Source organism: Streptomyces sp. NRRL S-646 (genome assembly GCF_000720765.1).
Classification (GTDB): Bacteria; Actinomycetota; Actinomycetes; order Streptomycetales; family Streptomycetaceae; genus Streptomyces.
The window spans coordinates 684,340-707,348 of record NZ_JODC01000005.1; the positions used below are offsets into that span (position 1 = coordinate 684,340).

The following is a 23,009-nucleotide window of genomic DNA, read 5'->3' on the forward strand; positions in this document are numbered from 1 at the left end:
TGAGCGTCAGCGCTGGGCGGCGGTGAGGGATTCCCGCGCCTTGGCGGCCACGTTCTCCGCAGTGAAGCCGAACTCCCGGAAAAGGACCTTGCCGTCGGCCGAAGCACCGAAGTGCTCCAGGGAAACGATGCGACCGGCGTCCCCGACGTACTTGTGCCAAGTGAGGCCGATGCCCGCCTCCACCGCGACCCGCGCCTTCACCTGCGGCGGCAGAACGCTGTCCCGGTACCCCTGGTCCTGCTCCTCGAACCACTCCACACACGGCATGGACACGACCCGCGTCGGCACCCCGTCGGCCTGCAGCTGCTCGCGCGCCTCTACGGCGACGTGCACCTCGGAACCGGTGGCGATCAGGATGACCTGCGCCTCGCCGCCCTCGGCCTCGAACAGGACGTAACCGCCCTTCGCCGCGTCCTCGTTGGGCTCGTACACCGGTACGCCCTGACGGGTCAGCGCCAGGCCGTGCGGGGCACCCTTGCCGAAGACCTTGGTGTAGCGCTTGAGGATCTCGCGCCAGGCGATCGCGGTCTCGTTGGCGTCGGCGGGACGCACGACATTGAGACCGGGGATGGCGCGCAGGGACGCGAGGTGCTCGATCGGCTGGTGCGTCGGACCGTCCTCGCCGAGACCGATGGAGTCGTGCGTCCACACGTACGTCACCGGCAGGTGCATCAGCGCCGACAGCCGCACGGCGTTGCGCATGTAGTCGGAGAAGACCAGGAACGTACCGCCGTAGATACGGGTGTGGCCGTGCAGCGCGATGCCGTTCATCTCCGCGGCCATGGAGTGCTCGCGGATGCCGAAGTGGATCGTGCGGCCGTACGGGTTCGCCTCCGCCAGCGGGTTGTCCGCCGGCAGGAACGAGGAGTTCTTGTCGATGGTCGTGTTGTTCGAGCCGGCCAGGTCGGCGGAGCCGCCCCACAGCTCGGGGATGACCGCACCCAGCGCCTGCAGCACCTTGCCGGACGCGGCACGCGTCGCGACACCCTTGCCGGGCTCGAAGACGGGGAGCTTCTCCTCCCAGCCGGCGGGCAGCTCACCCGCGTTGATGCGGTCGAACTCGGCGGCGCGCTCGGGGTTGTTCTGGCGCCACAGCTGGAAGGACTTCTCCCACTCGGCCTTCGCCTCGCGGCCCCGCTCCAGCGCCTGGCGGGTGTGCTTGATGACGTCGTCGGAGACCTCGAAGGACTGCTCCGGGTCGAAGCCCAGGACGCGCTTGGTGGCCGCGACCTCGTCGTCGCCGAGCGCCGAGCCGTGCGCGGCCTCGGTGTTCTGCGCGTTCGGGGCGGGCCAGGCGATGATCGAGCGCATCGCGATGAAGGACGGCTTGTCCGTCACCTGCTTCGCGGCCTCGATCGCGTTGTAGATCGCGTGCGGGTCGAGGTCGCCGTCGGGCTTCGGGGCGATGCGCTGCACATGCCAGCCGTAGGCCTCGTACCGCTTGACGGTGTCCTCGGAGACGGCCGTCTCGGTGTCGCCCTCGATCGAGATGTGGTTGTCGTCCCACAGCAGGATCAGGTTGCCCAGCTTCTGGTGGCCGGCCATCGAGGACGCCTCGGCGGAGATGCCCTCCTGGAGGCAGCCGTCGCCGGCGATCGCGTAGACGAAGTGGTCGAAGGGGGACTCGCCCTGCGGGGTCTCCGGGTCGAACAGGCCGCGCTCGTAGCGGGCGGCCATCGCCATGCCCACGGCGTTGGCGACACCCTGGCCCAGCGGGCCGGTCGTCGTCTCGACGCCCTTGGTGTGGCCGTACTCCGGGTGACCGGGGGTCTTGGAACCCCACGTCCTGAAGGCCTTCAGGTCGTCCAGCTCCAGACCGAAGCCGGCCAGGTAGAGCTGTGTGTAGAGGGTCAGGGACGAGTGACCGGCGGACAGCACGAAGCGGTCGCGGGCAACCCAGTCCGGGTCGGCCGGGTCATGCCGCATCACCTTCTGGAAGAGGGTGTAGGCGGCGGGCGCCAGGCTCATCGCCGTACCCGGATGGCCGTTGCCGACCTTCTGTACGGCGTCGGCGGCCAGGACGCGGGCGGTGTCCACGGCCCGCTGGTCCAACTCGGTCCACTCGAGGTCTGTGGTGGTCGGCTTGGTGCTCACCCTGGGTCAGGGCTCCTCTCCACATGTCACGCATGTCGAATGCCGGCGCACTGGACGCCCACCGGCCGCTGTCGAGCCTACCCCCGTGAGAACGCGCATTTTTTCGAGTCATTCCAGACTGCCGGGCCCACGGGGGATCCGCCTCCCGACTGGGCAGATCGCATTCGGCAACTGAATACGGAGCGGCTCATCCGAGTGCTCAATCGAGCTCTCGATCGAGCTTCTGTACGACCCCTCCCAACACGACCCCACCCCCGCGAAGGTCGGGGTATGGGCAACGTCTACAGTGGCGTGGTACGCGCGAGCCTTTACCGGGACTTCACAGGGACGGGGCTTGCTGGGATGTCTCTGTAGGGGTGTGCGTGACGGCCGTCGAATCCCGTCCAGCCGGGGTGCTGGGGGAGAGCAGGAGCTCGAGTCACCGGCCGTTCGGGGCCCGTGTCAAGGCGTTCGTGGCGCTCACCAAGCCGCGGATCATCGAGCTGCTGCTCATCACCACCGTTCCGGTGATGTTCCTGGCCCAGCAGGGCGTGCCGGACCTGACGCTGGTGCTGCTCACCTGCGTCGGCGGCTACCTCTCGGCGGGCGGCGCCAACGCGCTGAACATGTACATCGACCGTGACATCGACGCCCTCATGGACCGCACCTCGCAGCGCCCGCTGGTCACCGGCATGGTCAGCCCGCGCGAGTGCCTCGCCTTCGGCATCACCCTCGCGGTCGTCTCTACGCTCCTGTTCGGCTTCGCCGTCAACTGGCTGAGCGCCTGGCTCTCCCTCGGTGCACTCCTCTTCTACGTCGTCGTCTACACGATGATCCTCAAGCGCCGTACCTCGCAGAACATCGTGTGGGGCGGCATCGCCGGCTGCCTCCCGGTCCTCATCGGCTGGTCGTCCGTCACCAACTCCATGTCGTGGGCGCCGGTCATCCTCTTCCTCGTCATGTTCTTCTGGACGCCGCCGCACTACTGGCCGCTGTCCATGAAGGTCAAGGAGGACTACGCGCGCGTGGGCGTGCCGATGCTGCCGGTCGTCGCCTCCAACAAGGTGGTCGCCAAGCAGATCGTGATCTACAGCTGGGTGATGGTCGCGGTCTCGCTGCTGCTGACCCCGCTCGGCTACACGGGCTGGTTCTACACGCTCGTGGCCCTGCTGGCCGGCGGCTTCTGGCTGTGGGAGGCGCACGGCCTGCAGAACCGCGCCAAGGCGGAGGTGACGGGCGCGAAGCTGAAGGAGATGCGCCTGTTCCACTGGTCCATCACCTACGTGTCGCTCCTGTTCGTGGCGGTCGCCGTGGACCCGTTCCTGCGCTAGTCCCTCTCTTTCTCCGTACGTCCTCTTTCTCTGTACGTCGTCCCGGGCGGGGTGCGTGGTCAAGGCCACGCACCCCGCCCGTCGCCGTTTGATCTACTCGTCGGTAGCATCCTGGCCATGGCAGAGACTCAGCAGGTTGACCCGAAGGCCGAGCGCAAGGTGGCGCGGCTCGCCAAGCAGATCGGCGCCTTCTCCAAGGCGCACGGCGGGGCCGAGGGCCAGGTGGCCTATATCGGCGAGCGCGGTGCGCGCATCGTCCTCGTCGGCGAGGACGGCGGCTGGGGCGACCTGGTGGCGCCCTCGTACGAGCTGGCCGAGAAGGCCGTGGAGAAGGCTGGCATCACCGTCCACGAGGACTTCGACGGCGAGTTCGCGGCCAAGGTGAAGACGGGCCGCTACGAGTGGACGCGCATGGCCGGGATTCAGGTGGGCGGTCCGAGCAACACCTAGTGCCGGGTTCACCCGTTAGGCCCTGTGACAACAGGGCCAGCACACGGGGAGTCCGGATGATCGAAACGCCGTCCCTCGTGGACCAGTACTGCCATGGCGTACTGAGGACGGAGCTGGGCCTCGGCACCTTCGAGGCCCAGCTGTCCCGCACCGAGGGCCCGCCCGCCGCCGGCACGACCCTCTTCGACACCCAGACCGGTTTCGCCGTACGGCGCTGGTGCCCTCCGCTGCTCGGCCTGGAACCGCACTGTGCACCCGCCCGCTATCTCGCCCGCCGTCGTGAACTGGGCGTACTGGAAACGGGCCGCAGACTGCTGCGCGGCAGCGGCATCACGACGTATCTGGTCGACACGGGGCTGCCCGGTGATCTGACCGGCCCCGCCGAGCTGGCGTCCGCCGGGGCCGCCGAGGCCCGTGAGATCGTCCGCCTGGAGTTACTGGCCGAACAGGTCGCCGACACCTCAGGCACCGTGGAGTCCTTCCTCGCCAACCTCGCCGAGTCGGTGCACGCCGCCGCCGCGAACGCCGTGGCCTTCACCTCGGTCGCGGGCCTACGGCACGGTCTGGCACTCGCGCCCGAGCCGCCCGGGCCGGGGGAGGTGCGCGGCGCCGCCGGCCGGTGGCTGGCCGGCCGCCGGGTGGGCGGCGAGCTGACCGATGCCGTACTCCTACGGCATCTGCTGTGGATCGCCGTCGCCTCCGGCCTGCCGCTCCAGCTCCACGCGGGCCTCGGTGAAGCGGGCCGGCGCATCGACCGCACCGACCCGGTGCTGCTCACCGACTTCGTCCGCGCGACGGCAGGGCTCGGCACCGACCTGATCCTGCTGCACGGCTACCCCTACCACCGCCACGCCGCCCACCTGGCCGGCGTCTTCCCGCACGTCTACGCCGACTCGGGCGCCGCCCTGGTCCGCACCGGTGCCCGCGCCGCAACCGTCCTAGCCGAGATCCTGGAACTGGCCCCCTTCGGCAAGATCCTCTTCTCCAGCGGGGCTCATGGCCTGCCCGAACTGCATGTCGTGGGAGCGCGACTGTTCCGGGAGGCCCTGGGGCGGGTGCTGGGCGGCTGGGTCGCCGACGGGGCGTGGTCCCTGGGGGACGCGCAGCGGGTGGCGGGGATGGTGGCGGCGGGCAATGCGCGCAGGGTGTATGGGCTGGGGTGAGCTGTAGCGGGATGCGGCCCGGAGGCGCCCCGAAGGGGCCCGGGGCCGTGACGTCAGCGGCTCCGCGATGGGGCGCGACCAGCCACGACGGTGCCTCAGACGATCGACGGCACGTCCCCGCACTTCTCCCAGCGGAGCGCTTACGCGCGTGTACCCACCGTCACCTCGGCCGAGGGGCCGGGCAGGTCGGCAACAGCTTCCGGCCGCTCCCGCAGGGCCAGCAGTACCCGCAGCACCCAGATCCAGATCAGGCCGGAGCCCAGCATGTGCAGCCCGACGAGGATCTCGGGCAGGTGCGTGAAGTACTGGACGTAGCCGATGACACCCTGCGCGAGCAGGACCAGGAACAGTTCGCGGGTGCGGGCCAGCGGGTCCTTGGGGGCGTCGACCGCCTTGAGGACGAACCACAGGGCGAAGGTCAGCGTGACCACGATCCATGCGAGCACCGCATGCAGCTTGGCGACCGTCTCCCAGTCGATCGGGATCCGCTCGACCTCACTGGAGTCACCCGCGTGCGGTCCCGCCCCGGTGACCACCGTGCCCACCGCGATCAGCAGCACGGTGGCGAGGACCAGGAACCACACCATCTGCTGCACCGGCTTGCCGACCAGCGGACGGGGCGCCCCGTCGCCCTCGCGGGTGCGCTGCCACATCACGACGGCGACAGCGATCAGCGCGGAGGCGAGCAGGAAGTGGGCCGCGACCGTGTACGGGTTGAGGCCGACCAGGACCACGATGCCGCCGAGCACCGCATTGCCCATGACCAGCCAGAACTGCGCCCAGCCCAGATGGGTCAGGCTGCGCCGGTACGGCTTCTCGGAGCGCGCCGCGACGATCGCCCAGCCGATGGCGGCGCACAGCACATACGTCAGCATGCGGTTGCCGAACTCGATGGCGCTGTGGAAGTTCATCTCGCCCGTCGGCGCGAGCGAGTTCGCGGTGCACTTGGGCCAGGTCGGGCAGCCGAGCCCGGAGCCGGTCAGCCGCACCGCACCGCCGGTGACCACGATGACCACCGACATGACGAGCGCGGAAAGAGCCGACCGCTGGACCGTCCGGGGCTCGGGGGTCCAGCGTGCGGCGATGAAGGAGAGCGGGTTGCGCAGGGCCGCCACGGCGTCGGCACGGGTCACGTTTGGCACGCGTTCCATCGTAGGGGGCTGCTTGTGCACGCTTTCACGAGGGTCCCTGACGCGCCCGTCCTCCGGACCGCTCCCTGCTGCGCCCGGCTACTCCCAGCGGAAGAACTTCCCGGCCACCGCCAGCCCGACGACCGCCCACACCCCCAGAATCCCCAGGTTCCCCCAGGGCATCCCGGCTCCGTGCTGCAGTACGTCCCGCAGCCCGTCCGACAGGGCCGAGATGGGCAGCAGCCCCAGCACGTCCTGCGCCCCCTGCGGGAACTTGTCCATCGGCACGATCACGCCGCCGCCCACGAGCAGCAGCAGGAAGACCAGGTTGGCGGCGGCCAGGGTGGCCTCCGCCTTCAGCGTGCCCGCCATGAGGAGCCCGAGGCCCGAGAAGGCCGCCGTGCCCAGGATGAGCAGGAGCAGGACGGCTGCCGGGTTGCCGTGCGGGGACCAGCCCAGCGCGAAGGCGATCACCGTCAGGAGGATCACCTGAAGGATCTCCGTGACCAGCACCGACGCCGTTTTCGCCGTCATCAGGCCCCAGCGGGGGAGCGGCGAGGAGGCCAGGCGCTTCAGGACGCCGTAGCGGCGCTCGAAGCCCGTGGCGATCGCCTGGCCTGTGAACGCCGTCGACATCACGGCGAGCGCCAGGATGCCGGGGGTAAGGAAGTCGACGGCCTTGCCCGCACCCGTGTCGACGATGTCCACGGAGCTGAACAGGACCAGCAGGAGGGTCGGGATCACGACCGTCAGGAGGAGCTGTTCGCCGTTGCGCAGCAGCATCTTCGTCTCGAGCGCGGCCTGGGCCGCGATCATGCGCGGGAGTGGGGCCGCGCCGGGCTTCGGCGTGTACATACCGGTGGCCGTGGTCACGAGCGCAGCTCCTTGCCGGTGAGCTCCAGACTGTGTCTTTCCGGGGGACCAACCCCCGGACCCCCGGCCGATCTCTGTGTGGGCCGGATTCATGAGCGCAGCTCCTTGCCGGTGAGCTCCAGAAACACGTCTTCGAGGGTGTGCCGTTCGACCGAGATCTTGTCCGGCATCACCCCGTGCTGCGCGCACCAGGACGCCACCGTCGCCAGCAGCTGCGGGTCGACCTTGCCGACGACGCGGTACGAGCCCGGGGTCAGCTCCGCCGCCGAGCAGTCCGCGGGGAGCGCCTTCAGCAGGGAACCCACGTCGAGGCCGGGGCGGCCGGTGAAGCGGAGCGTGTTCTCGGCGCCACCGCGGCACAGCTCCTCCGGGGAGCCCTGGGCGATGACCCGGCCGGCGTCGATGATCGCGACGTCGTCGGCGAGCTGCTCGGCCTCGTCCATGTAGTGCGTGGTGAGGATGACCGAGACGCCGTCGGCGCGCAGGTCGCGGACCAGGTCCCAGGTGGCGTGCCGGGCCTGCGGGTCGAGGCCGGCGGTCGGTTCGTCCAGGAACACCAGTTCCGGGCGGCCGACGACGGCCATCGCGAGCGCGAGCCGCTGCTGCTGGCCGCCGGAGAGACGGCGGTACGTCGTACGGCCGCAGGAGCCGAGACCGAGCCGCTCCATCAGGGCGTCCACGTCCAGCGGGTCGGCGTGCAGCTTCGCCACGTGCCGCAGCATCTCGTCCGCCCGCGCGCCCGAGTAGACGCCGCCGGACTGCAGCATCACGCCGATGCGCGGATGCAGTTGACGCGCCTGCCGTACCGGGTCGAGCCCCAGGACGCGCACGGTGCCGGAGTCCGGTCTGCGGTATCCCTCGCAGGTCTCGACGGTCGTGGTCTTGCCCGCGCCGTTCGGGCCGAGTACGGCGGTCACGCCCGCCTGGGCCACCAGGTCGAGGCCGTCCACAGCGGTTTTGGTGCCGTACCGCTTCACCAGGGCCTGAACCTGGACCACGGGCTCACTTCGCATGGGCCAGAGTCTAGGTACGGGTTCCACGGCCCGGACGGGCGGGTGCAGGATCTCCACTCCCGGGGAGTGCGGGGATCTCGTCCTCACGGGACCGGTGCAGCGCCAGCCACCGCTCCGCGTAGGCCACCGCATCCGCCACGGGGAACAGCCGGACGTCCGCGGCGCCCACCTTCCCGCGTACGACGGCACGGTCCCGCTCGAAGTCGTGTCCCAGCTCGTCGAACCGGTCGGAGGTGATCGACACCTCCGTCACCGTCTCCCAGCCGCCACCGGGCGCGGGGCGCCCCACCGCGACGAGCGGCGACGGTATCCGGTACTCGGCGAGGTGGAAGCTGGTGCACGAGCCGTACCCGGCGCCGAGCAGCAGCACCCGGGCGCCCAGCCCCTCCAGTCGCGCCAGCGGGCTGTGCTCGCCGAGCCGGCAGTCGGGAGCATGGCCGTCGACGATCTCCGCCGCACGCGGGCCGAGTGCGGCGAAGGACGTCTGCGGGTGCCCGCTGCGCCGGGCGCCCGGCCAGGTGCGCACGGTCTCCGGGATCACGCCGACCCCGCGCGAGGGTGTGATCAGTGGGTCGTAGGCGGGCATGGTGGCCCGTATCCGCTTCCACCACTCCTCGGGGACCGGCGGGTTCGCCCACAGCGCCGGGTCCGAGAGGTCGCCGCTCTGGGTCGGGACGACCAATGTGCCCTCCGGACCGAGCGCGTCGAGCAGCCCTTGGACGACTGCGACGGCCCCTCCGCAGACCCAGCCCAGCGAGCGGAGCGAGGAGTGCACGAGGAGGATCTCGCCGGGCTCGACGCCCAGTGCTCCCAGCTGTGCGGCGAGTGTGTCGCGGGTGACAAGAGGGCCGGTCGGAGGGGGTGTCGGCATGGTTGGGGAGTGTCCCGGAAGGGGGCTCCGCGCGCCACTGAATTGGCCCGGTTCTGATCGATCAAAGATCGTTTCCGCAGGTCAGGTTAGGTGTGCCTAAGTGACGCAGGGCACCGTCCAGCAGTCGGGACGCGGGTTGCCCGGCCCTGAGGAATTACGCAACAATGGCGTTGTGAAAAACGTCGGCGAGGCTCTGGAGACCCCCATGGGGACCCAGCAGGACGAGCACGCGACCGGTGAGCGCTCCACGCGCAACCGGGTCGCGCGGTCGATCCTGGACCACGGCCCGTCGACCGTCACCGAGCTGGCCGGGCGACTGGGGCTCACCCCCGCGGCCGTGCGACGGCATCTGGACGCGCTGGTCGCGGACGACGTCGTTGAGGCGCGGGAGCAGCGGGTGTACGGCGCGCGCACGCGCGGCCGTCCCGCCAAGGTCTTCGCGCTCACCGACTGCGGCCGCGATGCCTTCGACCAGTCCTACGACAAGCTCGCCGCGGACGCCCTGCGCTGGATCCAGGAGCGCTTCGGCGGGGACGAGGCAGTGGTGGCCTTCGCGCGCGCAAGGATCGCGGAGCAGGCCGCCGCCTACCGCGCGGCGATAGAGGCCGCCGCCCCCGAGCAGCGCACCGAAGCCCTGGCCAAGGCCCTGAGCGCGGACGGGTACGCTGCTACGGCGCGCAGCGCCCCCCTCCCGCAAAAAGGTGAGCAGCTCTGCCAGCACCACTGCCCGGTGGCCCATGTCGCGGAGAAGTTCCCGCAGCTGTGCGAGGCGGAGACCGAGATCTTCTCCCAGCTGCTCGGCACTCACGTCCAGCGGCTGGCGACCATCGCGCACGGCGACGGCGTCTGCACGACGTTCATCCCAAAGATTTCCAAGACCACTGACAACGCAACCGCAAGCACGGCCGGGAGGAACCCCGCATGACTCTCCCCACGGAGACTGCCCACCCTGAGCTCGAGGGTCTGGGCAACTACGAATACGGCTGGGCCGACTCCGACGAGGCCGGTGCCTCTGCCAAGCGCGGTCTCAGCGAGGACGTCGTCCGGGACATCTCCGCCAAGAAGAACGAGCCGGAGTGGATGACCAAGCTCCGTCTCAAGGGCCTGCGCCTGTTCGAGAAGAAGCCCATGCCGAACTGGGGCTCCGACCTCTCCGGCATCGACTTCGACAACATCAAGTACTTCGTGCGCTCCACGGAGAAGCAGGCGGAGTCCTGGGAGGACCTGCCCGAGGACATCAAGAACACGTACGACAAGCTCGGCATCCCCGAGGCGGAGAAGCAGCGCCTCGTCGCCGGTGTCGCGGCCCAGTACGAGTCCGAGGTCGTCTACCACCAGATCCGCGAGGACCTGGAGGAGCAGGGCGTCATCTTCCTGGACACCGACACCGCCCTGAAGGAGCACCCCGAGCTCTTCAAGGAGTACTTCGGCACGGTCATCCCGGTCGGCGACAACAAGTTCGCGTCGCTGAACACCGCCGTGTGGTCCGGCGGCTCCTTCATCTACGTGCCGAAGGGCGTGCACGTGGAGATCCCGCTCCAGGCCTACTTCCGCATCAACACGGAGAACATGGGCCAGTTCGAGCGGACGCTGATCATCGTCGACGAGGACGCCTACGTCCACTACGTCGAGGGTTGTACGGCCCCGATCTACAAGTCGGACTCCCTGCACTCCGCGGTCGTCGAGATCATCGTCAAGAAGGGCGCCCGCTGCCGTTACACGACCATCCAGAACTGGTCGAACAACGTCTACAACCTGGTCACCAAGCGCGCCGTGGCGTACGAGGGCGCGACCATGGAGTGGATCGACGGCAACATCGGCTCCAAGGTCACGATGAAGTACCCGGCCGTCTACCTGATGGGCGAGCACGCCAAGGGCGAGACCCTGTCCATCGCCTTCGCGGGCGAGGGCCAGCACCAGGACGCCGGCTCCAAGATGGTCCACATGGCGCCGAACACCTCCTCCAACATCGTCTCCAAGTCGGTGGCGCGTGGTGGCGGCCGTACGTCCTACCGCGGTCTCGTCGAGATCGGTGAGGGCGCCGCCGGTTCCAAGTCGAACGTGCTGTGCGACGCGCTGCTCGTCGACACCATCTCCCGCTCCGACACGTACCCCTACGTGGACGTCCGCGAGGACGACGTGTCCATGGGCCACGAGGCGACCGTCTCCAAGGTCTCCGAGGACCAGCTCTTCTACCTGATGAGCCGCGGCCTCAGCGAGTTCGAGGCGATGGCCATGATCGTGCGCGGCTTCGTCGAGCCCATCGCGAAGGAGCTGCCCATGGAGTACGCCCTCGAGCTCAACCGGCTGATCGAGCTGCAGATGGAAGGCGCGGTCGGTTAAGACCCGCGCCCGACAGCAGCCAGCAATTTCTGACGTAGGAAGAGAGCAGACCGACAGCCATGGCTGAGGCTCAGAACATCCCCGTGGGGTCCACCACCGCGGGCCAGATCGCGGTGGCCGCCGAGTCGACCGTCGCCACGCGCATGAGCGCGCCCCCGTCCTTCGACGTCGCGGACTTCCCGGTCCCGCACGGCCGCGAGGAGGAGTGGCGGTTCACCCCGCTGGAGCGCCTGCGCGGGCTGCACGACGGCACCGCCGTCGCGACCGGCGAGGGCGTGAAGGTCGCCGTCGAGGCCCCTGAGGGCGTCACCGTCGAGCTCGTCGACCGTGACGACGCACGCCTCGGCAAGGCGGGCACCCCCGTGGACCGCATCGCCGCCCAGGCGTACTCGGCGTTCGAGAAGGCCGGCGTGGTCACCGTCCCCAAGGAGACGGTGCTCACCGAGCCGATCCGCATCGCCGTGCACGGCGAGGGCGGGGTCGCCTACGGCCACCAGGTCGTGGAGCTCGGAGCCTTCGCCGAGGCCGTCGTCGTCATCGACCACACCGGTGACGCCGTGCTCGCCGCCAACGTCGACTACATCCTGGGCGACGGCGCCAAGCTCACCGTCGTCTCCGTCCAGGACTGGGACGACAAGGCCGTGCACGTGGCCCAGCACAACGCCCTCATCGGGCGCGACGCCAGCTTCAAGTCGGTCGTGGTGACCTTCGGCGGCGACGTCGTACGGCTGCACCCGCGCGTCTCCTACGCCGGCACCGGCGGCGAGGCCGAGCTGTTCGGGCTGTACTTCACGGACGCCGGCCAGCACCAGGAGCACCGCCTCCTGGTCGACCACAACGTCCCGCACTGCAAGTCCAACGTCGTCTACAAGGGCGCGCTGCAGGGCGAGGCCGCCCACGCGGTGTGGATCGGCGACGTCCTCATCGAGGCCAAGGCCGAGGGCACGGACACGTACGAGATGAACCGGAACCTCGTCCTGACGGACGGCGCCCGGGTCGACTCCGTGCCGAACCTCGAGATCGAGACCGGCGAGATCGTCGGCGCCGGCCACGCCTCCGCGACCGGCCGCTTCGACGACGAGCAGCTCTTCTACCTCATGGCCCGCGGCATCCCGGCCGACGAGGCCCGCCGCCTGGTGGTCCGCGGCTTCTTCGCCGAGCTGGTCCAGCAGATCGGCGTCGACGACATCCAGGCGCGGCTGCTCGAGAAGATCGACGAGGAGCTGGAGGCCACGGTCTGATGACCTTCGTACGCGCCTGCGGGCTGAGCGAGCTGGAGGAGGACACCCCGAAGCGGGTGGAACTCGACGGCACGCCCATCTCGGTCGTGCAGACCGAGGGCGAAGTGTTCGCGATCCACGACATCTGCTCGCACGCGAACGTCTCGCTCTCCGAGGGCGAGGTGGAGGACTGCCAGATCGAGTGCTGGCTGCACGGCTCCAGCTTCGACCTGCGCACCGGCAAGCCGTCCGGCCTCCCCGCGACGCGCCCCGTCCCCGTATACCCCGTAAAGATCGAAGGGGACGACGTTCTCGTCTCCCTCAACCAGGAGTCCTGAGGCACCCATGGCAACGCTTGAAATCCGCGACCTGCACGTCACCGTCGAGGCCGACAACGCCACGAAGGAGATCCTCAAGGGCGTCGACCTGACCGTGAAGCAGGGCGAGACGCACGCCATCATGGGCCCCAACGGCTCCGGCAAGTCGACCCTCGCCTACTCCCTCGCGGGCCACCCCAAGTACACGATCACCGGCGGCACCGTCACCCTCGACGGCGAGGACGTCCTGGAGATGTCCGTCGACGAGCGCGCGCGTGCGGGCCTGTTCCTCGCGATGCAGTACCCGGTCGAGGTTCCCGGCGTCTCCGTGTCGAACTTCCTCCGTACGTCCGCCACGGCCATCCGCGGCGAGGCCCCCAAGCTGCGTACCTGGGTGAAGGAGGTCAAGGAGACCATGGAGCGCCTCTCCATGGACCCGTCCTTCGCCGAGCGCAACGTCAACGAGGGCTTCTCCGGCGGTGAGAAGAAGCGCCACGAGATCCTCCAGCTGGAACTGCTCAAGCCGAAGATCGCGATCCTCGACGAGACCGACTCGGGCCTCGACGTCGACGCGCTCCGGGTCGTCTCCGAGGGCGTCAACCGCGTCCGCGAGACCGGCGAGGTCGGCACCCTGCTGATCACGCACTACACGCGCATCCTGCGCTACATCAAGCCCGACCACGTCCACGTCTTCTCCGGCGGTCGCATCGTCGAGTCCGGCGGCGCCGAGCTCGCCGACAAGCTGGAGGACGAGGGCTACGAGGCATACACGAAGGGTGGCGCATCCGCGTGACACTGCTGCCGGGCCTCCTCGACACTGAGGCGATCCGCAAGGACTTCCCCATCCTGGACCGCCAGGTCCACGACGGGCAGAAGCTCGTGTACCTGGACAACGCGGCGACCTCGCAGAAGCCGCGCCAGGTGCTGGACGCCCTGAACGAGTACTACGAGCGCTACAACGCCAACGTCCACCGCGGTGTGCATGTGCTCGCCGAGGAGGCCACGGCGCTGTACGAGGGTGCGCGGGACAAGGTCGCGTCGTTCATCAACGCGCCCAGCCGCGACGAGGTGATCTTCACCAAGAACGCCTCCGAGTCGCTCAACCTCGTGGCGAACATGCTGGGCTGGGCCGACGAGCCCTACCGCGTGGACCACGAGACCGAGATCGTCATCACGGAGATGGAGCACCACTCCAACATCGTCCCGTGGCAGCTGCTCTCGCAGCGCACGGGCGCGAAGCTGAAGTGGTTCGGCCTGACCGACGACGGCCGTCTCGACCTGTCGAACATCGACGAGATCATCACGGAGAAGACGAAGATCGTCTCCTTCGTGCTGGTGTCGAACATCCTCGGCACGGTCAACCCGGTCGAGGCGATAGTCCGCCGTGCCCAGGAGGTCGGTGCGCTGGTCTGCATCGACGCCTCGCAGGCCGCCCCGCACATGCCGCTGGACGTGCAGTCGCTGCAGGCCGACTTCGTGGCCTTCACCGGCCACAAGATGTGCGGTCCGACCGGCATCGGTGTGCTCTGGGGCCGCCAGGAGCTCCTGGAGGACCTGCCTCCGTTCCTGGGCGGCGGCGAGATGATCGAGACGGTGTCGATGCACTCCTCGACGTACGCCCCGGCGCCCCACAAGTTCGAGGCGGGTACGCCTCCGATCGCCCAGGCGGTCGGCCTCGGTGCGGCGATCGACTACCTCCAGTCGATCGGCATGGACAAGATCCTGGCCCATGAGCACGCGCTGACCGAGTACGCGGTGAAGAAGCTGGGCGAGGTCCCGGACCTGCGGATCATCGGCCCGACCACGGCCGAGGACCGCGGCGCGGCGATCTCCTTCACGCTCGGCGACATCCACCCGCACGACGTGGGCCAGGTCCTCGACGAGCAGGGCATCGCGGTCCGCGTCGGCCACCACTGCGCGCGGCCCGTCTGCCTCCGCTACGGAATTCCTGCGACCACGCGAGCGTCGTTCTATCTGTACTCCACGCCGGCCGAGATCGATGCTCTGGTCGAGGGGCTGGAGCACGTACGGAACTTCTTCGGCTGAAGGGCGTGAGCTGAGACCGTGAAGCTGGACTCGATGTACCAGGAAGTCATCCTGGACCACTACAAGAACCCGCACGGGCGTGGTCTTCGGGATGGCGACGCCGAGGTGCACCACGTGAACCCGACGTGCGGCGACGAGATCACCCTGCGCGTGAAGTACGACGGCACGAAGATCGAGGACGTCTCGTACGAGGGCCAGGGCTGCTCGATCAGCCAGGCCTCGGCCTCCGTCCTGAACGAACTGCTGGTCGGCAAGGACCTGGCGGACGCACAGAAGATCCAGGAGACCTTCCTGGAGCTGATGCAGTCCAAGGGCCGGATCGAACCGGACGACGCGATGGAGGAGGTGCTGGAGGACGCGGTCGCGTTCGCCGGTGTCTCCAAGTACCCGGCCCGGGTCAAGTGCGCCCTCCTCAGCTGGATGGCGTGGAAGGACGCGACGGCCCAGGCCCTGGGCGGAGCCGACGCCGAAAGGAAGACGGCATGAGCGAGACCGTTGAGATGAAGCCGGCCTCGGAGGAAGAGGTCCGTGAGGCGCTGTACGACGTCGTCGACCCCGAGCTGGGCATCGACGTCGTCAACCTCGGCCTGATCTATGGCATCCACATCGACGACGCGAACATCGCGACGCTCGACATGACCCTGACGTCGGCGGCCTGCCCGCTGACGGACGTCATCGAGGACCAGGCCAAGTCCGCCACGGACGGCCTCGTCAGCGAGCTGCGCATCAACTGGGTGTGGATGCCGCCGTGGGGCCCCGACAAGATCACGGACGACGGGCGGGAGCAGCTGCGGGCGCTCGGGTTCAACGTCTGAGGTCCACCCACCGGTTGAAGGCAACGGCGACGTCCTGAGGGCGTCGCCGTTGTCGTGTTTTCAGGCCAGTCCGGTCTTCAGGCCAGTCCGGCCACGAACCGGAACGCCGAATCCGCCCGGTAGAGGTCGTTGTACTGGTAGGAATCCAGCTTCAGCTGGAAGTTCTGATGCCGCAGGAAACGGCCCGGGAAGTTCACCGACTCCAGCATGACCGCTCCCGGGTAGGCGGAGGCGCGGGGGCAGAACGTGGCGTCCTGCTTGAAGGGGTAGGAGCCGTCGTTCGGTTCGTCGCGGAGCAGGAAGTTGCGGTGGCGCAGGTACTTGCCGTCGTGCGTGACGAACGAATAACAAGCGCTGTCCGCCAAGCCCTTGGTCACCTTGAAGGTGGAGTCCTGGCGGGACTCCGAGCCGGCCGGCGGGTCGAGCTTCACGTAGTCGCCGCTCACGTGCCAGTAGCGGTCGGGGTAGTTCACCGACTGCACGGACCTGTAGGTGGCCGACGGTTTCGAGTGGCTCGGCGAACTCGCATGAGGCCTGGGCGACTTCGACGGCTTGCTGCCGCCGGCCCCCGAGTCGTGCGGGCTGGGCGAGGGGGACGTACTGGTCTGCGCGGACGACAGGCCGCTCTTCCCGGCGGGCGTCGTGACGCCGTCCGTGGAGGGGGTGGCGAAGGAGATCAGGCCGGGGGGCGTTTCGGCGACGGACGACGACAGCCCGGAGGCCTGTGACGGGCGGTCAGAATCCCTGTCCATCACGGCTATCGCCGTCGCGCACGCGACGATCGTCGACAGGGCCAGCGCGCCGGCCAGCCAGAGTCTTCGGGTTCCCGGCGCTCGGGAGGTGTCGGGGACCCAGCCGTTCTCCCAGGGCTTGTTCCGGGGCGGCTCGGGGGTGGTTTCTGGCATGCGCTGTTCCTCCAGCGGCGCCCGAGGCGGCGGCCGGGGATGAGGTGAGGGTGGGGTGAGTGAGCGGTGAAACTTTAGTGGAGCGGAGAGATCGCGGGGAGTCGTTTCAGCGAGCGATTTCTATGAAAGTTGAACCTCCCCATGCGGAATGAGGGGCTACGGATCCTCCGGCGCCGGTGCGCCGTTGTGTACGACCGTACGCATCACTGTGTACGCTCGTACACATGGCATTCCTGATGCTCCTCGCGGCCATCGCCGCCGAGGTGGGCGGTACCACCGCCATGAAGTTCAGCCACGGCTTCACCAGGCTGTGGCCGTCCGTGCTGACGCTCGCCGGATACGGCGTCTCGTTCTGGCTGCTCGCCCAGACGCTGAAGACCATCTCCGTCGGCACGGCCTACGCGATCTGGGCGGGCCTGGGCACCGCGGCCATCGTGGCCATCGGCATCCTCTTCCTCGGCGAGGGGATGACCGTCCCGAAGGCCGTGGGAATCGGGCTGATCATCGTCGGGGTCGTGGTGCTCAACCTGGGAGGCGCGCACTGATGCCCCGCCGCTACGACCCCGACCGGCGGCAGCGGATCATCGACGCGGCGATCCGGGTGGTGGGCGAGAAGGGTCTGACCGGGCTGAGCCACCGCTCCGCCGCCGCCGAGGCCGACGTGCCGCTCGGCTCGACGACGTATCACTTCAAGACCCTCGACGAACTGATGGTCGCCGCGCTACGGCAGGCGAGCGAGGGCTTCGCCGAAGTGGTCGCCTCGCGGGGCGGTCTGGAGGATCCGCAGCCCGACCTGGCCGCCGAACTCGCGGGTTGTCTGGGCGAGTGGCTCGCGGGCGACCGCACCGGCGTCGAGCTGGAGTACGAGCTCTATCTCGCGGCCCTGCGCCGCCCCGCCCTTCGCCCGGTGGCCGCCGAATGGGCCGAGGGCGTGGCCGAACAGATCGCCCGGCACACCGATCCGGTGACGGCCCGGGCGCTGGTCGCGCTGATGGACGGCATCTGTCTGCAGGTGCTGCTGACGGGGGCGCCCTACGACGAGAAGTACGCGCGCGAGGTGCTGGCGCGGATGATTCCCCCGCCCCGTTCATGAGCCGGCGCCGCCCGTGCTCGTCTGCCGTGCGCATGCCTTCCTGGCACCGTGAACTCTCCGGCACCCCAGGAACCGGCCTCGCTCCACCGTGCCTTCGAGCTCCCACCGGGCGGGAAACGCACCGACCATCCGGTCGAGACCGCTGCCGGGCGCTCCCGCCCGTCGTGCCCTCGCCGGGCCGGTCGCGGTTCAAGGCGATCCCCCATGCGTCCGGTCGAGGGCGACAAGGTCCTCGGCGGCGACTCGCTCCGCGTCACGAGGGGGGCGCGGGCCGCCCGAGTCATTCCTCCGAGGTGAGACGCCGGACCGTGGCCAGGGCGGCCGCCACGCTCCCGGCGATGTCCGTCACCGGATACTGCACCTCCCGCACGACCCGCTCCCGGTCCACGACCAGCGTGAGCCGCTTCAGCCGGCTGGCCCCCGCCGCGCGGAACGTCGGCAGCCGCAGCGCGGCGATGAGCGACAGGCCGGCGTCCGACAGCAGCGGGAAGTGCAGCCCCTCCTTCTCCGCGAACGCCCGCTGCTCGTCCGGGCGCTGGGTGGAGACGCCGTGCACGGCGGCGCCCGCGGCGGTGAACTCGGCCAGCCGGTCGCGGTAGGTGCAGGACTCCAGGGTGCAGCCGGGCGTGCCGGGGATGTCCGTCCAGCCCGGCGGATAGGAGTCGGCGCGGGCATAGGCGCCGGGGAAGCAGTACAGGACGGTGTACGGGCTGTCGACGGCGACCGGGTCCAGCAATCCGCCCGTGTGGCCCGGAAGCAGGAGCTCGGGGATCCGGTCGCCGACCAGTTCGTGCACCCGCTGGGCTTCCGCGGACGCCTCCGCCGTCGTGGCCGTCGTACTCCCGTCGCCCAGGACCCAGGCATCGCCCCAGTCCTGGAGGGCGATCAGGACGGGAAGCAGGGCACGGCCGCGCGGGGTGAGGCGGTACTCGTGGCGGACCGGGCGCTCCTGGTACGGCACCCGGGTGAGCACGTCCGCCTCGACGAGAAGGCGCAGCCGCTCGGTCAACACCTTTCTGGACACGCCGAGTTCGGCCTGCAGCGCGTCGAAGCGGTGCACCCCGCGTGCCGCGTCCCGGACGATCAGCAGCGTCCACCAGTCGCCGACCACGTCCAGAGCCTGTGCGATGGCGCAGGTGGCGTCCTCCAGGCTCGTCCTGCGGGCCATGGCTTCCCGTCCCTTCGTGCACAGGTCGTGGTTGACCTGAGATTGTCATGCCCTCATAGTAAGTTCCTAAAAGGAACTCACTGGGGGGACGAGTGCGAGGTCTGCGAGAGGTGCCGCGGACGGTCTGGCTGCTGGCCTGCGGGACGTTCGTGAACATGGTCGTGAGCGTGAGCTTCGCCTATACGTTCCTCTATCTGACCGGGCCGCGGGGGCTCAGCACGGGCCAGGCGGGCCTGCTCAGCGGCGTCGCGGGGGCCGGCCTGGTCGCGGGGAACTTCACCGGCGGCTGGTACGGAGACCGATTCGGGCACCGGCGGGTGCTGCTCGCGGGCGCCGCGGTGTCCGGGCTGGTCCTGGCCGCCGTACCGCTGCTGCCGACGTCGCTGCTGTTCGCCGCGCTGCCGGTGTCCCAGTACGCGTCCGGTGTGCAGCGCGCGGCCAACTCCGCGCTCGTCGCGGTCATCGTGCCGGAGGGGGCGCGGCGGCAGGCGTTCGCCGTGGTGCGGGCCGCGGCGAACGGGGGGTTCACGCTGGGGCCGGTGCTCGGGGCGCTGGTCGCCACGCGCTTCTCGTACGACTGGCTGTACGTCGCGGAGGGGCTCGGGAGCCTGGGACTGGCGTGCTGGACGGCGCGGGTGGTGCCGGCGCGGGGGGCCGCCGGGCGGGGGCGGGCGGGGCATTCGGAGCCGGGCGGGGTGTGGGCGGCGCTTCGGGCTCGGCCCGCTGTGCTGGTGCTGCTGCCGGCGATCCTGGTCGTCGACGTCGTGTACCGGCAGCAGTACTCCACGTTTCCCGTCTTTCTCGCCGACCACGGGATGGATGCGCGGGTGTACGGGGCGCTGCTCGCGGTCAACGGTGGGGTGTTGCTGTGTCTGGAACTGCCGGTGGCGGTGGCACTGCGGCGGCGGTCGCCGTTGCGGATCGTGGGGAGTGGGCTGCTGTTGGTCGGTGCGGGGTATGGGGTGTTGCTGGTGGGGGCCGGGGTGGGGGCGGCGGTGGTGATGATGGGGCTGCTGACGTTGGGGGAGGTGCTGTACAAGACGACCGCTACGGCTTATGTCGCTGATCAGGCACCGGGGCATGTGCTGGGGCGGTTTCAGTCGCTGTATGCCGGGGTGTCGATCAGTGGGGTGGTGTTGGCTGCGCCGTTGGGTGGGGTGCTGTATGAGGCGGCGCCGGGGGTGTTGTGGCCGGTGTGTGCGGGGGTGGGGGCGGTGGCGGGGGGCGCGGTGCTGCTGGCCGGGGGCCGGGCCGGTGGCCCTGTCTCCGCCGCCGCAGAGGTTTCTCGCCCCCGCCGCCCCTACCCGTCCCGTCCCAGGGGCGCTGCCCCTTCGGCCCCGCTGGGGGCTGCGCCCCCAGACCCCCCTTCGGCCTGAACGGCCTCGTCCTCAAACGCCGGACGGGCTGGGTGGGGCGTTCGTCCGTTGGCTGGGACAGGCTGGGAGTGCGCCCGTCCGATAACAGAGATGGGTGGGGAGGGGCTCCGCCCGTTACCCGCGACCGGCTGGAAGGGGGGCGCTCGCCGGATGTCCGAGACCGGCTGGGCAGGACGCGCCTTCTCGCTGTAGGAGACCGGCTGGGCAGGACGCGCCTTCTCGCTGTGGGGGACCGGCTGGGTTGGGTGTGCGTTCTCGCTGTGGGGGACCGGCTGGGTTGGGCGCGCCTTCTCGCCCTAAGGGACCGGTTGGATGGGGCACCTGCCCGCTGTCCGAGAGCGACTGGAAGGGGCGCCCGCTCGTTACCTGAGACGGGGGCCCCATCGGTTGGCCTGGGTGGGGTCTGGGCGGTTAGGTTGCCCTCATGACCGACACGACTGCTCCTCGTACCACCGGCGCCGTGGCCGCCGGGCTCGCCACGATTGCCGCCGACGGCACTGTTCTCGACACCTGGTTCCCCGCGCCCGCGCTGAGCGAGGAGGCCGGTCCGGCCGGGACCGAGCGGCTGTCCGCGGAGAAGGCCGTGGAGCTGCTCGGGGACGGTGCGGCGAAGGCGATCGGGACGGACGCCCGCCGGGGTGTCGAGGTCGTCGCGGTGCGCACGGTCATCTCCTCGCTCGATGAGAAGCCGATCGACACGCACGACGCCTACCTGCGACTGCACCTGCTCTCGCACCGCCTGGTCCAGCCGCACGGCCAGAGCCTGGACGGCATCTTCGGCCTGCTGCCCAACGTCGCCTGGACCTCGCTCGGCCCGGTCGCCGTCGACGAGATCGAGAAGGTGCGGCTCAACGCCCGCGCCGAGGGCCTGCACCTCCAGGTGACCTCCGTCGACAAGTTCCCGCGCATGACGGACTACGTCGCCCCCAAGGGCGTCCGTATCGCCGACGCCGACCGGGTGCGGCTCGGTGCGCACCTCGCCGCGGGCACCACCGTCATGCACGAGGGCTTCGTCAACTTCAACGCCGGCACGCTCGGCACGTCGATGGTCGAGGGCCGTATCTCCGCGGGTGTCGTGATCGGCGACGGCTCCGACATCGGCGGCGGCGCCTCCACCATGGGCACGCTGTCCGGCGGCGGCAACGTCCGCATCACCATCGGCGAGCGCTGCCTGATCGGCGCCGAGGCGGGCGTCGGCATCGCGCTCGGCGACGAGTGCGTCGTCGAGGCCGGGCTGTACGTCACCGCGGGCACCCGCGTGACGATGCCCGACGGGCAGATCGTCAAGGCCCGTGAACTCTCCGGCGCCTCCAACATCCTCTTCCGCCGCAACTCGGTCACCGGCACGGTCGAGGCCCGCCCGAACAACGCGGTCTGGGGCGGTCTGAACGAGATCCTGCACAGCCACAACTGATCACCGGCGGCCATCGCCGCTCGGCTTGCAGACCCCATAGGGGGGCGTAGCGTCAGCTATGCCCCCCTTACGGCACTTCCTGGGCCATTCCCGGGACGCCTCCGTCACCCCGAGGCGCTGCCAGGGGAGGTGGCGGACTTGATCGGGAACGGCGTCGCGGGGCCGGGCACGGGCACCCGCAGGGGGACGGCGAGGCTTCTCACGTCTCGCCGTCTCTTGGTGCCCCGACAGCGCGGTCCGCCGCAGCGCGTGAAGCAGCCAAGGGCGGGGTTCATCTGGCCGGACATCCGGCGACGCCTTCGGGTACATCCATACTTCGACTCGCGCTGCGAATGAGGCGATTCCCCATGCGACGAAGCATGCGACGAAGCGCACTGTTCCTGCTTCCCGCGGCGACGGCGATGACCGCCGTGTCGCTGCTTGCGGGTCCCGCTTATGCGGGCAGCCCGCACTTCATCAGCTCGGCCACCTCCGCGAGCCGGTCCGGTGACACCCTGACCGTCAGCGGCAAGGAGGCCGGGCTTGGTGATGAGGCACAGGTCCACGACGTCCTGAGCGCCACCGCCCTGTGCATCAACGGCGGTGGTCACCACCCGCACGCCGTCAACAAGGAGTCTGTCAGCTCCGAGGGAACCTTCCCGGTGCAGAACGGCAAGGCCGACTTCAGCCTGTCGGTGACGGCCACCTTCTCGCCGTCGTGCAGCCCGCCGATGACCGTCGAGTTCACCAACGTCTCGGTCACCGACACCACCAACGGCATCACTCTCAACATCCCCGGCACCTTCTGACGGTGCCGCCGGAATGAGGCCGCCCGTCCCGGCTTCATGCCCTCATGGCCGCCGCGAACTCCGCCAGCGCGGCGAAGTCCTCCTCGCGCAGGCCCAGCCGCGGGCTGACATGGTGCAGAAGCGCGGGGCCCGCGTGGTGCCCGGTCACGTACTCCTCGTCCGCCGGGCTCTGCTCGTCGTCGACCCAGGCGAAGGGGCGGCCGTCGGCGTACGCCACGATCGCCTCCGTCTTCCAGTGCACCCCGTCGGGCCGGAGCGCGAAAAGACCCGCGCCGAAGTCGACGTACGGCAGCTCGGGCAGGCCGATGACCGGGGCGATCCAGCGGTTGGCGGCGTCCATCCAGGTCGTCGCCCAGCACAGGTCGTAGTCGAGGGAGAGGAGTGCCGGGCCGTGGGACGGGCTCAGCCAGACCCGCAGGGGCCGGCCGGGGTGCAGGGCCACCCTGATCGTCGTATAGCCCTCGGGGCGGCGTTCCGGCTGTGCGGCCCATGGGTTGAGCGGGCCGTCGACGTCGAGGAAGAGCAGGGGGCGGCTCACGAGGACAACGTACGGCAGCGGGGGCGGACCCTGCTGCCGGAAAATTCTCTCGCGGGGCACGCATAGCGGCGGGCGGCCGCAC

24 protein-coding genes are annotated in these 23,009 nt (G+C 69.7%); 16 read left to right on the forward strand and 8 right to left on the reverse strand.

Translation table 11 applies throughout. The features are described 5' to 3' along the window. Positions 1-6: 6 nt before the first annotated feature. Positions 7-2,094 (reverse strand): transketolase, encoded by a 2,088-nt coding sequence (gene tkt, locus IH68_RS0113025; protein WP_030933371.1) that lies wholly within the window; start codon positions 2,092-2,094, stop codon positions 7-9. A gap of 356 nt (positions 2,095-2,450) precedes the next feature. Between tkt and IH68_RS0113030 the strand changes: the two genes are divergently transcribed. From IH68_RS0113030 to IH68_RS0113040, 3 genes are all read left to right on the forward strand, one after another. Beyond that, positions 2,451-3,404: a heme o synthase gene (locus IH68_RS0113030; RefSeq protein ID WP_030933374.1), complete on the forward strand. Its 954-nt coding sequence runs from the start codon at positions 2,451-2,453 to the stop codon at positions 3,402-3,404. Between the two features lie 117 nt (positions 3,405-3,521). Then, the gene (locus IH68_RS0113035) at positions 3,522-3,854 is read left to right on the forward strand and encodes a hypothetical protein (protein WP_030933377.1); all 333 of its coding nucleotides are present in this window, start codon (positions 3,522-3,524) and stop codon (positions 3,852-3,854) included. A gap of 56 nt (positions 3,855-3,910) precedes the next feature. Beyond that, positions 3,911-5,017 (forward strand): amidohydrolase family protein, encoded by a 1,107-nt coding sequence (locus IH68_RS0113040; RefSeq protein WP_030933380.1) that lies wholly within the window; start codon positions 3,911-3,913, stop codon positions 5,015-5,017. A 140-nt stretch (positions 5,018-5,157) separates the two neighbouring features. Here the strand turns inward: IH68_RS0113040 and IH68_RS0113045 are convergent, their stop codons facing one another. From IH68_RS0113045 to IH68_RS0113060, 4 genes are all read right to left on the reverse strand, one after another. Beyond that, positions 5,158-6,168: a COX15/CtaA family protein gene (locus tag IH68_RS0113045; RefSeq protein ID WP_030933383.1), complete on the reverse strand. Its 1,011-nt coding sequence runs from the start codon at positions 6,166-6,168 to the stop codon at positions 5,158-5,160. 78 nt (positions 6,169-6,246) lie between these two features. Next, a complete protein-coding gene (locus IH68_RS0113050) occupies positions 6,247-7,002 on the reverse strand; it encodes an ABC transporter permease (RefSeq protein ID WP_030933386.1) in 756 nt (251 codons plus the stop codon). A gap of 107 nt (positions 7,003-7,109) precedes the next feature. Then, positions 7,110-8,033: an ABC transporter ATP-binding protein gene (locus IH68_RS0113055; protein WP_078912429.1), complete on the reverse strand. Its 924-nt coding sequence runs from the start codon at positions 8,031-8,033 to the stop codon at positions 7,110-7,112. 10 nt (positions 8,034-8,043) lie between these two features. Further along, the gene (locus IH68_RS0113060; RefSeq protein ID WP_030933392.1) at positions 8,044-8,904 is read right to left on the reverse strand and encodes an aminoglycoside N(3)-acetyltransferase; all 861 of its coding nucleotides are present in this window, start codon (positions 8,902-8,904) and stop codon (positions 8,044-8,046) included. A 172-nt stretch (positions 8,905-9,076) separates the two neighbouring features. Here IH68_RS0113060 and IH68_RS0113065 point away from each other — a divergent pair, with 172 nt between their 5' ends. From IH68_RS0113065 to IH68_RS0113100, 8 genes are read left to right on the forward strand one after another with little or no spacing between them, the layout of a single operon-like run. Beyond that, positions 9,077-9,829, forward strand: coding sequence for a helix-turn-helix transcriptional regulator (locus tag IH68_RS0113065; protein WP_030933394.1), 753 nt, complete (start codon positions 9,077-9,079; stop codon positions 9,827-9,829). Next, positions 9,826-11,247, forward strand: a complete 1,422-nt coding sequence (gene sufB / locus IH68_RS0113070; protein ID WP_030933396.1) for a Fe-S cluster assembly protein SufB — start codon at positions 9,826-9,828, stop codon at positions 11,245-11,247. The genes IH68_RS0113065 and sufB overlap by 4 nt, the downstream gene beginning before the upstream one ends. Before the next feature lie 59 nt (positions 11,248-11,306). Then, positions 11,307-12,488 (forward strand): Fe-S cluster assembly protein SufD, encoded by a 1,182-nt coding sequence (sufD, locus tag IH68_RS0113075; RefSeq protein WP_030933399.1) that lies wholly within the window; start codon positions 11,307-11,309, stop codon positions 12,486-12,488. Next, entirely contained in the window at positions 12,488-12,805 is a 318-nt protein-coding gene (locus IH68_RS0113080) for a bifunctional 3-phenylpropionate/cinnamic acid dioxygenase ferredoxin subunit (RefSeq protein ID WP_030933402.1), read from the forward strand. The genes sufD and IH68_RS0113080 overlap by 1 nt, the downstream gene beginning before the upstream one ends. Positions 12,806-12,812: 7 nt before the next feature. Next, positions 12,813-13,577 carry a Fe-S cluster assembly ATPase SufC gene (gene sufC / locus IH68_RS0113085; protein ID WP_030933405.1) on the forward strand — a complete coding sequence of 255 codons (765 nt, stop codon included), beginning with the start codon at positions 12,813-12,815 and terminating at the stop codon, positions 13,575-13,577. Next, positions 13,574-14,830, forward strand: a complete 1,257-nt coding sequence (locus tag IH68_RS0113090; RefSeq protein ID WP_030933408.1) for a cysteine desulfurase — start codon at positions 13,574-13,576, stop codon at positions 14,828-14,830. Before sufC ends, IH68_RS0113090 begins: the two co-directional genes overlap by 4 nt. Before the next feature lie 18 nt (positions 14,831-14,848). Next, positions 14,849-15,316 (forward strand): Fe-S cluster assembly sulfur transfer protein SufU, encoded by a 468-nt coding sequence (sufU, locus tag IH68_RS0113095; protein WP_030933411.1) that lies wholly within the window; start codon positions 14,849-14,851, stop codon positions 15,314-15,316. Next, positions 15,313-15,645: a metal-sulfur cluster assembly factor gene (locus tag IH68_RS0113100; protein WP_028809645.1), complete on the forward strand. Its 333-nt coding sequence runs from the start codon at positions 15,313-15,315 to the stop codon at positions 15,643-15,645. The genes sufU and IH68_RS0113100 overlap by 4 nt, the downstream gene beginning before the upstream one ends. A gap of 77 nt (positions 15,646-15,722) precedes the next feature. Here IH68_RS0113100 and IH68_RS0113105 read toward each other — a convergent pair whose 3' ends face one another. Next, complete coding sequence (locus tag IH68_RS0113105) at positions 15,723-16,550, reverse strand: AbfB domain-containing protein (RefSeq protein ID WP_030933414.1); 828 nt, start codon at positions 16,548-16,550, stop codon at positions 15,723-15,725. A 224-nt stretch (positions 16,551-16,774) separates the two neighbouring features. Here IH68_RS0113105 and IH68_RS0113110 point away from each other — a divergent pair, with 224 nt between their 5' ends. Together IH68_RS0113110 and IH68_RS0113115 are read left to right on the forward strand one after the other, a co-directional pair. Continuing rightward, positions 16,775-17,095, forward strand: coding sequence for a DMT family transporter (locus IH68_RS0113110; protein ID WP_030933418.1), 321 nt, complete (start codon positions 16,775-16,777; stop codon positions 17,093-17,095). Further along, a complete protein-coding gene (locus IH68_RS0113115; RefSeq protein ID WP_030933421.1) occupies positions 17,095-17,643 on the forward strand; it encodes a TetR/AcrR family transcriptional regulator in 549 nt (182 codons plus the stop codon). The genes IH68_RS0113110 and IH68_RS0113115 overlap by 1 nt, the downstream gene beginning before the upstream one ends. A 280-nt stretch (positions 17,644-17,923) precedes the next feature. Here IH68_RS0113115 and IH68_RS0113120 read toward each other — a convergent pair whose 3' ends face one another. Then, a complete protein-coding gene (locus IH68_RS0113120; RefSeq protein WP_030933425.1) occupies positions 17,924-18,811 on the reverse strand; it encodes a winged helix-turn-helix transcriptional regulator in 888 nt (295 codons plus the stop codon). A 155-nt stretch (positions 18,812-18,966) separates the two neighbouring features. Between IH68_RS0113120 and IH68_RS0113125 the strand changes: the two genes are divergently transcribed. From IH68_RS0113125 to IH68_RS0113135, 3 genes are all read left to right on the forward strand, one after another. Next, positions 18,967-20,187 (forward strand): MFS transporter, encoded by a 1,221-nt coding sequence (locus IH68_RS0113125; RefSeq protein WP_420718986.1) that lies wholly within the window; start codon positions 18,967-18,969, stop codon positions 20,185-20,187. 424 nt (positions 20,188-20,611) lie between these two features. Continuing rightward, positions 20,612-21,601 (forward strand): 2,3,4,5-tetrahydropyridine-2,6-dicarboxylate N-succinyltransferase, encoded by a 990-nt coding sequence (dapD, locus tag IH68_RS0113130; protein WP_030933428.1) that lies wholly within the window; start codon positions 20,612-20,614, stop codon positions 21,599-21,601. Positions 21,602-21,960: 359 nt separating this feature from the next. Next, complete coding sequence (locus IH68_RS0113135) at positions 21,961-22,389, forward strand: hypothetical protein (RefSeq protein ID WP_030933430.1); 429 nt, start codon at positions 21,961-21,963, stop codon at positions 22,387-22,389. A 34-nt stretch (positions 22,390-22,423) separates the two neighbouring features. Here IH68_RS0113135 and IH68_RS0113140 read toward each other — a convergent pair whose 3' ends face one another. Continuing rightward, positions 22,424-22,927 carry a hypothetical protein gene (locus IH68_RS0113140; protein WP_030933432.1) on the reverse strand — a complete coding sequence of 168 codons (504 nt, stop codon included), beginning with the start codon at positions 22,925-22,927 and terminating at the stop codon, positions 22,424-22,426. Between the last annotated feature and the right edge of the window lie 82 nt (positions 22,928-23,009).